Raw genomic sequence first — 15020 nt, 5'->3', positions numbered from 1 at the left:
GGCGCCCGACGGTGCTGATCGAGTCGCCTCGGCAGTGGACTCCGAGACGGGGGATCACCGTGGCGGGGGATCAAGGAGACAGCGGATCACCGCGGCGGCGATCACCTCGGCAGCGGATGCCGCGGCAGGGATCACCGCGGCAGGAATCGCGCCGCAGGGCCTCACGGCAGCAGCGGCAATGGCGAGGATCAGCGCGGCGCGGCAGCGCCCGGACGGCGGCGGGGGCCGACGCCCACCGGGGAGCGCCCCCGCCGCCGCGCACCCGAGCTCGCCGGCCGGACGCCTCCGACGGCGAGGCGAGCCGTCGCCTCGAGGTGACGGCGACGACGTCGCGTTGCCTTCACGGGAGCGTGCGTCGCGAGGCCGCGCACGCCGTCGGGACTCGCCGCCGCGGGCAGTCGGTCAAGAGGGGTCGGCGGCCGCTCAGCGGCGGCGTGACTGCCGGAGGATCGCGATCACGCCGACGAACATCCCCGCCGGGGCGAGCAGGCAGGCCACGTTCAGCCAGACCGGCTGATCGGAGTAGCCGAAGGCGAAGAGCACGAACGTCGCGAAGACCGCGAGCAGTCCGATGCCGAAGGTCGTCAAGGACAACGAGAAGAGGGGGCTTCTGCCTGCCTGCGCGCTCACCAGACCAGGGTAGCCCGCCTGCGTCGACCGACCTCCTCGGCAGGCGCCGCCTCGACTGGGGGAACCTCTACTCTGGGATTGTCGTGTCGACCGCTGGTCGGCACGACCCGATTGCGACGAGTAGGAACGGTGAGGACAGTGCCGAGCGGCAGGGTCAAGTGGTACGACGCGGAGAAGGGATTCGGCTTCGTGACCCAGGACGGAGGCGAGGACGTCTACGTCCGTGCCTCCGCGCTACCGCCGGGGGTCGAGGGCCTGAAGCCGGGCCAACGAGTCGAGTTCGGCATGGCGGAGGGCCGCCGTGGTCCGCAGGCGCTGTCCGTGAAGATCCTGGACGCGCCGCCCTCGGTCGCCGAGGCGCGGCGCAGGCCCGCGGAGGAGCTGCACGGGCTGATCGAGGACATGATCACCGTGTTGGAGGCGAGTGTGCAGCCGGAGCTGCGCCGGGGCCGCTACCCGGACCGCAAGAACACGAAGCGGATCGCCGAACTCGTTCGAGCCGTCGCGCGGGAGCTGGAGCCCTGAACGACGGCCGGCGACGACGGCTCGGCGGCCGGGGCCTGCCGAGGTCTACTCCGACGACTGCCTGCGCCGATAGGCGCGCTGACGGCAGCCGTGTGAGCAGTAGGACCTCGGCCTGCCCCGGGCCGCCGCAGGCAGGACGACCCCGCAGACCACGCAGTGCACGGGCTCCTTTTCGTCACGGTCGGCGTCACGTCGGTGGATGAGGGCCTCGATGCCGTCGAGTGCGCGATCGAGCCCGAACTCGAAGGCGTCCACCGGCCGGTCATAGCCGCCCGCCTCCCAGATCCGGCGTAGCGTCGGATAGTCGCCGACCCGCTCATACAGCGAGTCGCGGCTCTCCCACCACTGCTGGTGGGTCTGCCCGGTCTGCCGTTCCCGCTGCTCGTCCTCCTGCTCGCCTCGGGCCGCGCCCTCCACGATGCCGCCGATCAGCTCGACCACGGCGGGCACCTCGGCGGGCGGCAGCCCGGTGCTCTCGGCGATGCTCAGCGCGCGCTCGAAGTTGCTCATGATGTTCGGCCCCGGCACCCGTCGACGTCCCGCGCTGTCCGCCAGCCAGCGGTGTCGACGATGCAGGTCACGGTTGTCCCTGGCCCAGTCCGCGAGTCCGGACCGCCAGTCTGACGAGTCGCCCGTCGTTCCGGCGAGCCGCGCGTAGACGGCGTCGCGCATCAGGTCGATCAACTCCGCCTTGCCCGGAACATGTCGGTAGAGGGCCATCGTCGTGTATCCCAGCCGATCGGCGATCCGGCGCATCGACAACTCGGCGAGGCCGTCGGCGTCGGCCAGTTCGACGGCCGTCGCCACGATGCGCGACAGGCTCAGCCGTTCGTCCGCCGCCTGCCACGTCGCCGGGCTCCAGAGCAGATCGACCGTGCGCTCCGGGTCGAGCGGACGGTCGTCGTCTCTGTTCATTCCCGCCTCCGTTGATCCCGCGCCGTGCCGACGTGGCATCGATGTTTATGGTGTAATCCGAAGTATATGGCATAACTAAGGAGGATGCACGGATGTCGAACACCGCGATCATCGTCGCGACCTGGGGTGACGACACCTGGCCGGGGACGCCCGACCTGCCGCTCGCGACGCTGCCCGCCGCGCAGCGTGCGGTGCGGGAGCGGACCGCCGAGATGACGGGGGACCTGGTGGTCCGACTGCGGGCGGGGGTCTACACGCTGGATCGCCCGCTGGAGTTCCGTGCTGATCAGGGTGATTCCGGCGTTGGGGGGCACCGGGTGGTCTACGAGCCGTACGGGTACGGGACCGCCGAGCAGGAGGAGGTCGTCGTCAGCGGCGGCCGCGCGATCGGCGGGTGGACGCGGGGGCCCGGCGGCGTGTGGTCGGCCCCCGTCGGCGACCTGGAGCCCCGCTGGCTCCACTGCGCAGGTCGTCGGATCGGACGGGCCGTGTCGACGGCCGGCCTGCCGGGATATGTGACGAAAACAGAGTTCGGATACGTCACGGACAGCGCGATCCCGCAAGGATGGGCAGGCCCGGACGGCATCGAGTTCGTCTACACCGGGGTCTATCCGTGGACCCAGGCTCGCTGCGCGGTGGCCGAGATCACCGCCGACGGCGACTCGACGAGGATCGTCATGGCCCAGCCGGCCTGGGACCACGCCCGACGGCTCTACGTCGGCGAGTGGAACGGCGCCGAGGGCAACGATGCCGAGGGCGACGCGGGTTGGGAGCCGCTCGACGCCCCGTCCGAGGTGGAGAACAGCCGTACCTTCCTCACCGAACCCGGCACCTTCGTCCTCGACCGGTCCGTTCCCGGCAGCCACCTCGTGCACTACCTTCCCCGGCCGGAGGAACAGCCGGACACCGCCACCGTTCTCGCGCCGGTACTCCAGACGCTGGTGAGTGGGCACGGGACGGCGCGGCGGCCGCTGACCGACCTCACGATCCGGGGACTGACCTTCGCCCACGGCGAGTGGTCGGGCGTCCGCGAGACGGGTGGTTACCTGCACTACCACGGCGACACGCACTACACGGGCGGGGCGGTGACGGAGATCGTGCTGCCCGAGGGCATGGGCAGGGTGACCGTCCCCGTCGACACGGCGCAGCTGCCCGCGAACGTGACGTTCTCCCACGCCCGCCGGATCGTGCTGGCGGCGAACCGCTTCACCGGCCTCGGCGCGGGCGCACTCGAGATCGGACCGGGCTGCACGGGGGTGGTGGTGCGCGGCAACACCGTTCACGACGTGTCCGGCAGCGGCATCGCGGTGCGGCAGGCCGCGGACTGTCTCGTCGAGGACAACCTGGTGCATGCCGTCGGCGCCGAGTACCGAGGCTCGCCCGCGATCCTGCTCGCCGCGACACGGGACGTCGTCGTGCGCCACAACGAGGTTCGTGACGTGCCGCACGCGGGCATCGTCGTCCTCGGCGGCGAGAGCGCTCGCGGAGCGCAGATCATCGGAAACCTCATCCACCACACGATGACGGTGTTGGCCGACGGCGGCGGCATCTACGTCTCGGCGCCGCAGGGCTCGTCCTTCGCGGGCGGCACGGTGCTGCGAGGCAACGTCATCCACGACACGATCACCTCGTACAACTTCGGCCTCTACACCGACTACGGCGCGGCCTGGGTGACCGTCGCAGGCAACGTCGTCCATCGAGGCGACACGCCCGCGGTGCTGACGGTCGCGCCGCCGTTGCGTCACGTCGCGTTCCTCGGGAATTACTGGGACGACCTGCCCATGGGTCATGACGACCCGCCGGAGACGGTGTACCTCGCCGGGAACACCGTGCTGCCGAAGGAGGACTTCGAGGCCGCCCTGGCCGCCGATCCGGCAGGCGCCGACATCATCGCCTCGGCGGGGCGACGCCCTCTTCGACCGGAGTAGCACCCTCGTCACAGGCTCGGCCGGGAGTCGGTCAGCGATCGTCGACGGAGAGCACCCAGATCCCGCTGGTGATGAAGCCGACCCCGGTCTCCGGGTCCTCGACGAGGACCGCGCCGAACCGCTGGACCTCCACGGCCTCCAGCTGAGCATCCGCCTCGGGCAGCCGCAGGGTGTAGGCCAGCCGTTCCTCCGGCGCGAACACCTCGCTGCGGCCGTCCACCACCTCGCCGTCCACCCGATAGCGGAAGACCACCTGCCACGGCGTGTCCCCGACGTGATGCGGCACCGAGATCTGCAGCGGTGCACCCGGCGGGACCCGCAGCACTCCCACGGCGGCCTCGTTCACCGAGCATTCGGTCAGCTGGGCGTCGCAGAGCTGCGCGGGCTCGACATGGATGGTCTCGCGATCCGCGTAGAAGCTCACCCTGGGCGTGGCCGGGGCTGCGCAGCCCGCCACCGTGAGGCAGGCCAGCATGGTCGCGGCGAGTCTGGCGAGCCGGGACCTGTTCACCGGCGGGGCGTCGGACACGACAGGCAGCCTAGTTCGCCGCCGCCCGGCGGCCGACCGGGTGGTGGGCGACGTACCGGAGTCGCGTCCGTCGGGCCCGGCGGCGATCCCGGTACCGCCGTCTGCCGACGGCATCGAGCTACTCGCCGAGCCTCACCGATCCGGCGGGGCCTCGATGGCCGTCGCCGTCGACGGGGACCGGGGTGCCACGTCGTCCGACCGACCCCTGCCGAGCTGCGGCCGCCGGGGAGCGTCCCGTCGATCCGGCGCGGGCGGCCCGCCGGGTCGGAAGCCGCGGGAGGGCAGCAGAGACCGGCCCCTGCTCGTCAGCACCGTCTGCACCAGGCCGAGGACCAGCAGTACCGACAGCACCGTGAAACCGATCCAGTACGAGGGCGGCAGCAGCAGTCCGAGCACGCCGCCGAAGACCCAGGCGAGTTGCAGGATCGTCTCCGAGCGCCCGAAGGCGGAGGCCCGAGACTCCTCCGACATCTCCCGCTGCACGACGGAGTCCAGTGAGATCTTGGCGAGCGCGCTGGCCGTCGAGCCGACCAGCGCCACCAGCGCCGCGGTGAGGATGCCTGGCACGATCGCGGCGAACACGGTCGTCGCCAGCGCCGCGCCCACCGAGATGAGGATCACCTGATGCGGTCTGCCCATCCGCAGTCGGGCGCCGACGCCGTTGCCGACGAAGTTGCCGAGCCCCGCCGCACCGACGATCAGCCCGAGCAGCATCACCTGGACGCCTGCCGACTCCTCGGTCTCGGCCTTCACGACGAAGGCGGCGAAGAAGGTGAGGAAGCCGGTCAGGGTGCGGGCCGTGCCGGTGCCCCAGAGGCCGACGACCACGTTCGGGCCCATGGGCTGTCGGCGTGCCTTGCGCGGTCGGGCGCTCAGCGAGGCGGGGACCTCGCCCTCGGTGACCTCCACCCACGCCGGGATGCGCAGGCACAGGACCGCGCCCGCCCCGGCCAGGAGCACGGCGAACCACAGTGCGCCGTCCGAGTCGAACACCGCGGCCAGCCCGCTGGCCAGCGCGCCGAACACCCCGCCCGCGGCCAGTCCGAAGATGTTGAGTCGAGCGTTCGTCTCGACGAGCGTGATCTCCGAGGGCAGCACTCGTGGGGTGACCGCGCCCTTGAGCACCCCGAACGACTTCGACATCACCATGCAGCCCAGGGCCGCCGGATACAGCAGCCAGCTGTCGAAGTTGACGGCCATCACCGCCAGCAGCGCGACACGGGTGGCGAAGGACGACGCCAGGGCGATGCGCCTGCCGCGCTGCAGGCGGTCGAGCGCCGGCCCGATCACCGGGGCGATCAGTGCGAAGGGGGCGACGGTGATCAGCAGGTAGAGCGCCACCCGGCCCCGGCTCTCACCGGTGGCCGCCGAGAAGAACAAGGTGTTGGCCAGGGCGACCGCGATGGCGGCGTCGACCGCGTAGTTCATCATCACGGCGTAGGTGAGGCGGTTCAGCCCGGACTTGTCCGCGCCGTCGGCGTGCGCGGCCCGGCGGAACGCCTGGACGGCCTGGCCGGTGAGCTGCCTGCTCCGATACATCGCCACGCGGGTGACGGTCAGCTTCTTCGGGCCTCGGGGATGCTCGGGGTGGTGCGCGCTGTCGGCCGGCTCCTCGTCGGCCGGGTGATCGACCCGGCGGGCGGGCACGGCCCGGTCGCCGAGGCGCTCCTCGGTGTCGTCCCGGCTCCGCGGTCGGCGCGTGCCCGGCTCGCCGCGCCGGGGCTCGCCGTCGTCATAGCCGTCGTCGCCGTAACGATCGCGGTCGTGGCCGTCGCCGTACCGCTCGTCGCCGTAGCGATCGCGGTCCTCGCCGCTCCGTTCCCTCGGCGGGCGACCTTCGCGGTGGTGGTCGCGGTGATCGTCGCGACCGCCAGCCCGCCGATCGTGATCCGGTCGGTTCCGGCGGCCGTCCGCCCTCGCCGCGTACGTGTGGTGCTCGTCATCGGGGTCCGATCGCCGGGGCGACCGGTCGCGCGGCTCGTCCTGCCTGCGTCGAGTCCGATCGTCGGGATCGTGGTCGTCCAGGTCCGTGTACTCGTCCTCGTACCGGTCGTCCCGAGGGCGATCACTCTCGCGACGATCACTCTCGCGACGATCACTCTCGCGACGATCACTCTCGCGACGATCACTCTCGCGACGATCACTCTCGCGACGATCAGGCCCGTAGCGGTCATCCCGGCGGCGGTCGTCCTCGTACCGGTCGTCCTCGTACCGGTCGTCGGCGTACCGGTCGTCGGCGTAGCGGCGCCGGTATCGCTCGTCGTCACGGCCGTCGCCGCCGTAGCGTTCGTCGCCGCGGCGATCGTCCGAGTATCCGCCGTCGGATCGGGCGCGTCCGTCGCGCCGGACCCGGTGGTGCCGATCGCCGCGATGATCCCTGTCGTCGCGGGCCCGGTCGTCGTCCCGGTAGTCGCGGGTGCGTCCCTCGTCGGAGTATCGGTCGCCTCGATCCCGTCCGCGGTCGTCGAGGTAGCGATCCTCGCCGCGTGCGTCGCCGGGTGATGCCGACCGCGCGCCTCGGCTTCGACGCTCCTCGCGGTCGTACTCCTCCTGGTCGTACTCGTCGGCATAGCGCGCAGGCCGTCGCTTTCGCGGCCGGTCCGGCTCGACACGATCAGGCCTGCGGGCGGGCGGCTGCCTGCGCGGCGACGTGTCTCGGGGCGTCCTCGCCTCGGCCGCGTCGTCACGATCCCGCCCGTCGTGGTGCTCGATCTCGGTGCGGCGGCTCGGGCGCAGCATGCCCTTCCGCCCGGCACGGCCGCGACGACGGTCGGGCTCTTCTGGCGGATCGGAACGCAGCACGGGGTCAATCCTGCCGTACGCGAGCCCTTACGCGGGCCTGGTCGCGGCGGTGAATCCCCGTCGCCGGAAGATCGCCGTCGAGTTCACGCCGATCGCCCGGTCACTCCGAAGGGACGAATCGGACCCGGAAGGTGCTCGGCCAGTGCTTGCCCGTGAGCAGGAACTCGTCGGTGTCGGGTATCGCGGCGATGCCGTTGAGCACGTCGGCGCCCGGCCGCTGCTCGGGCGGCAGCAGGCCGGTGGCGTCGACCACGCCGGTCACCTCGCCGCTGTCCGGGTCGATCCGCAGGATGTCGTCGCTGAACCAGACGTTGGACCACACCTGGCCGTCGACGCATTCCAGCTCGTTGAGCTGGTGACGCGGCTCGCCCTCCTGCCGAACCCGGACCGAGCCGAGCAGGGCGAAGCTCTCCGGATCGCGGAACTGGAGCTGATCGGTGCCGTCGCTCATCACCAGTCTGGTGCCGTCATGGCAGATGCCCCAGCCCTCGCCGGGGTACTCGAAGCGGTCCAGCTCGGCGAGCGTGTCGCGATCCCGTAACAATGCGACGTTGTTCTGCCAGGTCAACTGCCAGACCCGATCGTCGACGACGGTGATGCCCTCGCCGAAGAGCGGACTGGGCAGGTCGACCTGGTCGAGTACCTCGCCGGTCACCGGATCCGTCGCACGGAGGGACGACCGGCCCACCAGCCCGGTGCCCTCGTAGAGGATGTCGCCTGCGATCTCGAATCCCTGGGTGAAGGCGTCGGGATCGTGCGGTCGGGTCTCGAGGACCTCGACGTCGTAGCGCTGTGGGACGCTGCCCGAGTGCGCAGCGTCGTGGTCGGAGTGATCGCCGTCGGACTGTCGATCGTCTTGTGCAGGAGCCTCCGGAAACACGCCGCATCCTGCCGCCAACAGGCCGCAGAACATCAGCACGACGGTCCTCGACAAGGTGGATCTGCGCGGGCCCACTCTGACAGCGTGGCACGGGACGCAGCGGAGCAGAAGACGTCCGGCACAATCGGAGGGGTGATGTCTCCCAGCACCCCGAGGTTCGTGCCGGAACCACCGTCCGGTCAGGTCGGCGTGGCGGCGACGTCTGTCCGTCAGCCCGACCGGGCTCTGGCCGAGGCCGTCGAGCAGGCGAGGGCCGCCGCCCAGTCGGAGGCGGGTGAGGAGCTGGTCGGCGAGCACGTCGGAGTCCAGGCGGAGGACGACTCCTCGGCCACCCACCAGTTCGTCGCCACGCACGCCGGGTACGTCGGCTGGCGGTGGGCGGTGACGGTCGCCTTCGCGGGTCCCGGCACCCCGGTCACCGTCAGCGAGGTGGTGCTGCTCCCGGGGCCGGACGCGCTCGTGGCGCCGGACTGGCTGCCGTGGGATCAGCGGGTCCGGGCGGGTGATCTGGGCGTCGGCGATCTGCTGCCCTCGGCGCCCGACGACCCCAGGCTGGTGCCCGGCTACCTGGCCAGCGACGATCCCGCGGTCGAAGAGGTGGCCAGGGAGCTGGGCCTCGGCAGGCGCAGGCTCCTCGGTCGGCACGGCCGGGTGGAGACGGCACGACGCTGGTTCCAGAGCGACTTCGGCCCCGAGGCACAGATGGCCCGCAGCGCGCCCGCGCACTGCGGGACCTGCGGTTTCTATCTTCCCCTCGCCGGTTCGCTCCGAGCAGCCTTCGGGGCGTGCGGTAATGAGATGGCCCCGGCCGACGGCCGTGTCGTCCACGCCGAGTACGGCTGTGGCGCGCACTCCGACGCCGAGGTGGACAACGCCTCGCCGGTTCCGGTGGCGGAGGTCGTCTTCGACGATGCCGGGGTCGAGCTGATCCCGGTGGGCACCGTCCGTCCTCTCGGCACGGATGCCGATGCGGACGCCGCGGACGTCGACCCGGCCGCCGCCGAGAGCCCGGCCGAGGGCACCACCGCCGAGGGCCCCGCCGCCGACGGCACGGCCCCTGAGAGCAGCACCGACGCTCCCGTCGAGAACACCGTCGAGACGACCGCGGTCGCCGAGACGTCGGGCAGCCCGGCCCCCGAGGCGGGCGAGGTCCGACCGGAGCCCGGCGACGCGGCCGAGGCAGGCACACCGAGCCCGGACACGGCGGTTCAGGAGACCGAGGCCCACGCCGACCCCGCCGCCATCCCCGCGACGAGCGGCGAGGCGATCCCCGACACGTCGCGCCCGAAGCGGGTCCGCACCCGTCGCGGTCGCACGTCGGCAGGCGAGCCGAGCGGGCGGGCCGGAAGGGACACGCCGTCCGAGCCGGGCGAGACACCCGAGTCGACCGCACCCGCCGAGCAGTCCGAGCAGGCCGTCAAGCCCGCGCGTGCGCGCCGGGCGACGAGGTCGGCGAAGAACACGAAGACGGCGAAGGCCTCCGCCGCCGAGCAGGCCCCCGATTCGACGTCCAGCGCCGCGAAGCCCGTCGATGACGGCGGCTCGACCACGTGACGGAGGCAGCTCCGACGCAGGAGCCCACGGCCGATCCCTTCGGCACGGCGCGACTGCGTGAGTCCGTCCTGCTCGCCTGGCGCAGCTCGCCCACTCGGTTCCGGGAGGATGCCAACAGCGAGGACGACCTGCGCTTCGGCGGGTATCGAGACCGGCTGCTGATCGAACTCGCGCAGAACGCGGCGGACGCCGCCGCCGAGGCGGGTCTGGGGGGAACGCTGCGGCTCGCGCTGACCGGCGGCGAGCTTCGGGCGGCCAACACCGGCTCGCCGTTGTCCGCCGACGGGGTGGCCGCGCTGAGCGCCCTGCGTGCCTCGGCCAAGCGCGACGAGACCAGCGTCGGACGCTTCGGCGTCGGCTTCGCCGCGGTCCTGGCGGTCAGCGAGGAGCCCTCGGTGATCTCGTCGACCGGTTCGGTGGCCTTCTCCGCCGCGCGGACCGCCGCGATCGTGGCCGCCGAGGAGACGCTGGCCGACGTGGCCGCCGAACGGGACCACACGGTGCCGGTGCTCCGACTGGTCTGGCCGTCCGAGGCCGCCGAGCCGCCGCCCGAGGGCTTCGACACCGAGGTCCGGCTGCCGCTGCGCGCCGAGATCGACGGTGCGGCCGTGCTCGCCGCCTGTGTCGAGCAGGCTCCGGATCTCCTGCTGGCCCTGCCGGGGCTCGTCAGGATCGAGATCGAGGACCGGACCTGGCATCGCGAGGACCACGCCGACGGTCGTGTGACGGTGCACGGCCCCGACGGCCCTCGACACTGGCTGTGTCGACGGTCCGACGGGGTGCTGGCCGAGGACGAACTCGGCGAGTCGGGGGCGGAGGCCCGGCGACGCCGTCGCTGGTCGGTCTGCTGGGCGCTGCCGGTGGATGCCGACGGGACTCCGGAACCGCAGGCAGGCGATCGACTGCACGCGCCGACCCCCACCGACGACCTGCTCTCGCTGCCCGCGCGGCTGCTGGCCACGGTCCCGCTGGAGGCGGATCGCAGGCGGGCCCGTCCGGGCGTCGCCCTCGACGCGGTCCTGGACCGCGCCGCGGCGACCTACGCCGCGCTGCCCGCCGTCCTCGTTCCCGAACAGCGGATCGCCGTGGTGCCCGCGCCGGGCTTCCCCCGATCCGAACTGGACGAGGCACTGCGTGATCGGCTGCTGCCCGCCCTGCGCGAGACGGCCTGGCTGCCTGCCGCGACGGGCGCCGAGGTGACGGCACGGGACGCGGTGGTGATCGAGGACGGCACCGCCGAGCTGGTCGAGCTGCTGGCGGAGGTGATTCCCGGCCTCCTGTCCTCGACACTCGGCGCGGCGCGGCACACGGCGGCGCTGTCGGCGCTGGGCGTCCGTCGACTGGGCCCGGCCGAGGTCGTCGCCGAACTGTCCGGCCTCCGGCGAGAACCCGAGTGGTGGCGGCGGCTCTACGCCGCCCTGCTCCCGGCGGCGGGGCCCGGAACGCGGCTCGACGAGCTGGGCGCGCTGCCCGTGCCGTTGGTGGACGGCCGCACGGTCACCGGGCCGCGAGACGTGCTGCTGCCGGACGGCGAGCTGGCCGCCTTGACGGCGACGACGGCGGTCGACGTCACGGGCCTGCGCATCGCGCATCCCGACGCGGTGCATCCGCTGTTGGAGACGCTCGGCGCCCGACGAGCGGGCCCGGTGGAGCTGCTGGACTCGGACCCGGTGCGGGAGGCCGTCCTGGCGGGGCTCGACGAGGCCGAGGCGGGCGGGGACGTCACCCCGCTCGTGGAGCTGGTGCTCGGCCTGGTCGCGCGGGCGGGGGAGGAGCCGCGCCCGTGGCTCGCCGCGCTGCCGCTGCCCGCGGCGAACGGTGAACTGCGTGCCGCCGACGAACTGATGCTGCCCGACGCCCCGCTGGCCTCGGTCCTCGACGAGGACGCCGGGCTCGGCGTGCTCGACTCGTCGGTCGCCGAGCGCACCTCGGCGGACGTGCTGCGTCGTATCGGCGTCATCAGTGGTTTCAGCGTGTTGACGGTCGAGTCACCCGCCGGGCCCGATCACGATCTGGCCGACGAGGAACTCTGGTGGGCCGAGGTCGACGGCGACGCGGAGCCACCTGCCGAGCTGATCGCGGTGCGCGACCTCGATCTCGTCGCGGCGCACGCCTGGCCCGCCGCGCTGCGGCTGCTTCGTGCCGAGCCCGCGACCTGGCGGGCGGTACGCGCCCCCGGCTACACCGCCTGGTGGCTGGCCCGGTACGCCTCGCTCGCCGGACGTCCGCCCCGGCAGTGGCGGCTGCCCGGCGCAGGCGAACTCGCCGGGCTCTACGACCCGGTCCCCGATGCGGTCCTCGCCGAGGCGGACGTAGAACTGCTGGTGGCGGCCGGGGTTCGCACCGAGTTGCGGATCACCGGGAACGCGGACGCGGCGGAGCTGCTCGCCCGACTGGCCGATCCGGAGTCGACGATCTCGGTGGGGACGGCCCTGCGCGTCCATCGGGCCCTGGCCGATGCGGTCGCCGTCGGTCTGGTCGACGCCGAGCGGATCGAGCCCCCCGACTCGCTGCGCACGTTGACCGGTGCGGTGGCCGCCGCCGACGACGTCGTGGTGCTCGACGAGCCGTGGCTGCTGGCGGTCGGGGACCCCGCGAGCTGTGTCGCGGTGGCCGAGCCCGATCCCTTCGACGATGCCGCCGGCGACGGCGCGTCCGGTGGCGGTGGTTCGAGCGCGGTCGGCGGCGTCGTCCCGGACGATCTCGGCGGCTTCGGCGTGACCTCGGCCCAGGGCGGCGCGGTGGAGCTGGCCGAGCTGTTGGACCTGCCGTTCGCCTCGGACGAGTGGGCGGGCCGGGTCGTCGAGCCCGGTCGGCCGATCGACTGGGCGGCCCATGTCGGCGTCGCAGGCGTGATCGACCTGATGGGCGTCCGCGTCCCCGACGGTGTGCTGTGGCTGCACGAGAAGCTGACGGTGCGTTCGCGGGACGTCGACCGCCAGGTGCCATGGTGGGTCGACGAGGACGGCGCCGTGCACGCGGCCGACACACAGGACGGGGTGGCGCGGGCGCTGGCCTGGCGACTGGATCGCTGGTCGCAGCGGCAGCTCATCGCCGCGTTGCTCGTCGACACCACCGCGGTGAACCTGCTGGCCTGACGTCGTCGGCGCCGGGCGGCGTGGAGTCGACCGGCGCCGCGCCGACGGGTGGCGTCTCGTCGCGGGTCGGCGGCCGGGGACGTTGTGCTCACCAGAGTGACCGGTGCGGGCGGCCTCGCCACGACCTCGGAGTCCGGCGGGCGACTGCGCGGTCCGGCGCTCGTTTCTCCGGGGCCGGGCCGATCCGTGGCCGGGCCTGGTGACCTTCGGATCAGACGCCGGTCTGCGCCGAACGGGAGCCGCTGCGGGCGGCGGCCCGCTGCCACCGGAGGACGCCGTAACCGAGCAGCCCGAGCATGGTGCCCGCCAGGCAGGTCCACAGCCAGATCGAGACGTCCACCTCGGTCAACAGGTGCACCAGCAGCAGCACCACGCTGGCGACGCCCCACAGGCCGGTTCCGACGAGGACCACCGGGTCCGGCTCCGCGAGCCGTGGGTTCAGCGGTGGCGGGGTCTTCCACTGCCGGGGGGCGTCGTGCGGTTCGGTTCCGGTCGGTTCTGGCACGAGGTGCAGGTTACGCGCATCGACGGCGTGTTCGGGTGTCGTCGGCGAGGCGCCTCTTCGGTCGACCGCCGGGAACTGTGGCGAGCGTCCCGCGAGTCGCCCTGCCGTTGCCGCCTTCGACGTCGGTCGGCCGCGGCGACACGCCCGCCCCGGCCGTGAGGCTCGCCTTCGGCGTTCGACGGCGGCCGAATTCGCGACGACCGATCCGACAAGCGCGATCTCCGGGGCCCGCCGGCTCGATCGGTGACCACGGCGCGGCGGACTCCGGTGGTCGCCGACCGGCTGGTGACGCACCTACATGATCCGGGCACGGTGTCGTCCGGCATCATGTGGATGTCACCGAAAGTGAGGAGTCGACTCTTGTCGGTCTCGGACGTGGTCGGGCAACTCCGCCGAGCGCACGCGCTGTTGACGGAGGCGCGGCGGGCGACGATCGTGGCTGATGCGGCGATCACCGACGGCGCCGAGGTCTTCGGCGCTGCCACCGTGGGTTCGTCGCAGCCCGAGGTCGCACGGATCAACCGCCTGGCCCGTGCTTCCGGTGTGGAGGTTCGTGCCGCGCACGTGCTGTTCGGGCGGGCGCAGGACCTCATCGACGGCTACTGCCACGAGATCGCCGGACACGGCATCGGCGATGCCGGGCCGCCGGTGGCGGTGTCACCGTCCGCCGACGACACGGCGACTCGTCCGCCGCCGCCGGATCAGCTCCCGCCGGATCAGCTCCCGCCGGAGGTCCGCTACGCGGAGCAGATCGCCGAACTCCGGCGTGACGGTGTCAAGATCAGCCCGGAGAAGGTCGTTCGGGTGGGCCGCCATCAGCGGGGACACTTGGTATGGCTAGAGCGCGGAGACATCGAGTCTCGCGGCGAGGCCCATATCCTGCGGCCGGACCGTGCGGAGCAGTTCGAGAAGAAAGGGGTCCCGGCAGATCGCATCGTCGAACTGATCTTCGCTGGGATCGAGCGCGGAAGACACATCGGGTACGTACGGCGCGACTGCGAGATTTACGAAGTGGACTGCGAGGGCAGGCCACAACGGTTCGCCGTGGTGATCGCAGACAACGGCTTCATCGTCACGGCCCACCCGAGCCACACCGACGGTAGAGAGAACGTCCGCCCCCATCGACCTCGGAGGAACCCGTGACGACGATCAGTCTGGGAATGCTCGCAGGCTATGCCCAGGGCCCTTTCTTCTGGCAGGGCGAAGGCATCAACTGGACAGTCGCTGAGGCGTCCGAGCAACTCGGACTCAGCGCGGGCCTTGCGCACGACCTCACGGTCTGGGATGACCAGTGGCAGGACACGCTCGACCTCGCGGACGTCGACAACTGCGGTTTCGACACCGACGAGGAGAAGCACGCCTGGATCGAGCGGGGCAAGGTGCTGGCCGCACGGATCAAGCAGGAGTCGTCGGTCGTGGCTCGGGTGGACTACCAGGCCAACGGCTACTACCCCAACGGTGCCTGCGTGTTCTGACCCGTTGACGTTTAGGCGAGGCGTGATCCACGCGAGGTACCCGGCGTTGTCGGTAGCGGTGAGACCTGTCCCGTCGAGCGTGGTGGGGAGCAGTCCGCTTGTCCGGTCGTTGATCGCACCCTGCCATAGGTACGGGCGAACCGGGATCGCATCGAGATACAGCGGTCCCGATGCCAGCG

General features: G+C 72.2%; 12 protein-coding genes. 6 read left to right on the top strand and 6 right to left on the bottom strand.

What is annotated here, in order from left to right; genetic code table 11:
- Nucleotides 1-423: 423 nt before the first annotated feature.
- Nucleotides 424-630 carry a hypothetical protein gene (locus AHOG_RS26330; protein ID WP_093943717.1) on the bottom strand — a complete coding sequence of 69 codons (207 nt, stop codon included), beginning with the start codon at nt 628-630 and terminating at the stop codon, nt 424-426.
- A 138-nt stretch (nt 631-768) separates the two neighbouring features.
- On the opposite strand from AHOG_RS26330, the gene AHOG_RS26325 reads away from it, so the two are divergent.
- Complete coding sequence (locus AHOG_RS26325) at nt 769-1155, top strand: cold-shock protein (protein ID WP_093943716.1); 387 nt, start codon at nt 769-771, stop codon at nt 1153-1155.
- Nucleotides 1156-1200: 45 nt separating this feature from the next.
- Here the strand turns inward: AHOG_RS26325 and AHOG_RS26320 are convergent, their stop codons facing one another.
- Entirely contained in the window at nt 1201-2070 is an 870-nt protein-coding gene (locus tag AHOG_RS26320) for a TetR/AcrR family transcriptional regulator (protein WP_093943715.1), read from the bottom strand.
- A 92-nt stretch (nt 2071-2162) separates the two neighbouring features.
- Here AHOG_RS26320 and AHOG_RS26315 point away from each other — a divergent pair, with 92 nt between their 5' ends.
- Entirely contained in the window at nt 2163-3998 is a 1836-nt protein-coding gene (locus tag AHOG_RS26315; RefSeq protein WP_093943714.1) for a right-handed parallel beta-helix repeat-containing protein, read from the top strand.
- Nucleotides 3999-4029: 31 nt separating this feature from the next.
- On the opposite strand, the gene AHOG_RS26310 is transcribed toward AHOG_RS26315, so the two are convergent.
- The 3 genes from AHOG_RS26310 to AHOG_RS26300 form a co-directional block, all read right to left on the bottom strand.
- The gene (locus AHOG_RS26310; protein ID WP_245856454.1) at nt 4030-4527 is read right to left on the bottom strand and encodes a DUF2771 family protein; all 498 of its coding nucleotides are present in this window, start codon (nt 4525-4527) and stop codon (nt 4030-4032) included.
- A 132-nt stretch (nt 4528-4659) separates the two neighbouring features.
- The gene (locus AHOG_RS26305) at nt 4660-7266 is read right to left on the bottom strand and encodes an MFS transporter (RefSeq protein WP_093943713.1); all 2607 of its coding nucleotides are present in this window, start codon (nt 7264-7266) and stop codon (nt 4660-4662) included.
- A 163-nt stretch (nt 7267-7429) separates the two neighbouring features.
- Complete coding sequence (locus AHOG_RS26300; RefSeq protein ID WP_245856453.1) at nt 7430-8284, bottom strand: glutaminyl-peptide cyclotransferase; 855 nt, start codon at nt 8282-8284, stop codon at nt 7430-7432.
- Nucleotides 8285-8344: 60 nt separating this feature from the next.
- On the opposite strand from AHOG_RS26300, the gene AHOG_RS26295 reads away from it, so the two are divergent.
- Nucleotides 8345-9763 carry a DUF3027 domain-containing protein gene (locus tag AHOG_RS26295; RefSeq protein WP_093943712.1) on the top strand — a complete coding sequence of 473 codons (1419 nt, stop codon included), beginning with the start codon at nt 8345-8347 and terminating at the stop codon, nt 9761-9763.
- Nucleotides 9760-12861, top strand: a complete 3102-nt coding sequence (locus AHOG_RS26290; protein WP_093943711.1) for a sacsin N-terminal ATP-binding-like domain-containing protein — start codon at nt 9760-9762, stop codon at nt 12859-12861. The genes AHOG_RS26295 and AHOG_RS26290 overlap by 4 nt, the downstream gene beginning before the upstream one ends.
- Before the next feature lie 211 nt (nt 12862-13072).
- Here AHOG_RS26290 and AHOG_RS26285 read toward each other — a convergent pair whose 3' ends face one another.
- Nucleotides 13073-13366, bottom strand: coding sequence for a DUF2530 domain-containing protein (locus AHOG_RS26285; protein ID WP_245856452.1), 294 nt, complete (start codon nt 13364-13366; stop codon nt 13073-13075).
- 360 nt (nt 13367-13726) lie between these two features.
- Between AHOG_RS26285 and AHOG_RS26280 the strand changes: the two genes are divergently transcribed.
- Both AHOG_RS26280 and AHOG_RS26275 read left to right on the top strand, forming a co-directional pair.
- The gene (locus AHOG_RS26280; RefSeq protein WP_157737053.1) at nt 13727-14509 is read left to right on the top strand and encodes a hypothetical protein; all 783 of its coding nucleotides are present in this window, start codon (nt 13727-13729) and stop codon (nt 14507-14509) included.
- Nucleotides 14506-14841 (top strand): hypothetical protein, encoded by a 336-nt coding sequence (locus tag AHOG_RS26275; protein ID WP_093943709.1) that lies wholly within the window; start codon nt 14506-14508, stop codon nt 14839-14841. The genes AHOG_RS26280 and AHOG_RS26275 overlap by 4 nt, the downstream gene beginning before the upstream one ends.
- Nucleotides 14842-15020: the final 179 nt, after the last annotated feature.

It is taken from the genome of Actinoalloteichus hoggarensis (assembly GCF_002234535.1).
Lineage (GTDB): Bacteria > Actinomycetota > Actinomycetes > Mycobacteriales > Pseudonocardiaceae > Actinoalloteichus_A > Actinoalloteichus_A hoggarensis.
This window is presented reverse-complemented; position numbering and strand designations above follow the sequence as displayed.

Bases quoted from the DNA above. Each gene is read 5' to 3' on its own strand.
- AHOG_RS26295 (WP_093943712.1), top strand. From the start codon at position 8,345: ATGTCTCCCAGCACCCCGAGGTTCGTGCCGGAACCACCGTCCGGTCAG.
- AHOG_RS26320 (WP_093943715.1), bottom strand. From the start codon at position 2,070: ATGAACAGAGACGACGACCGTCCGCTCGACCCGGAGCGCACGGTCGAT.
- AHOG_RS26315 (WP_093943714.1), top strand. From the start codon at position 2,163: ATGTCGAACACCGCGATCATCGTCGCGACCTGGGGTGACGACACCTGG.
- AHOG_RS26305 (WP_093943713.1), bottom strand. From the start codon at position 7,266: ATGCTGCGCCCGAGCCGCCGCACCGAGATCGAGCACCACGACGGGCGG.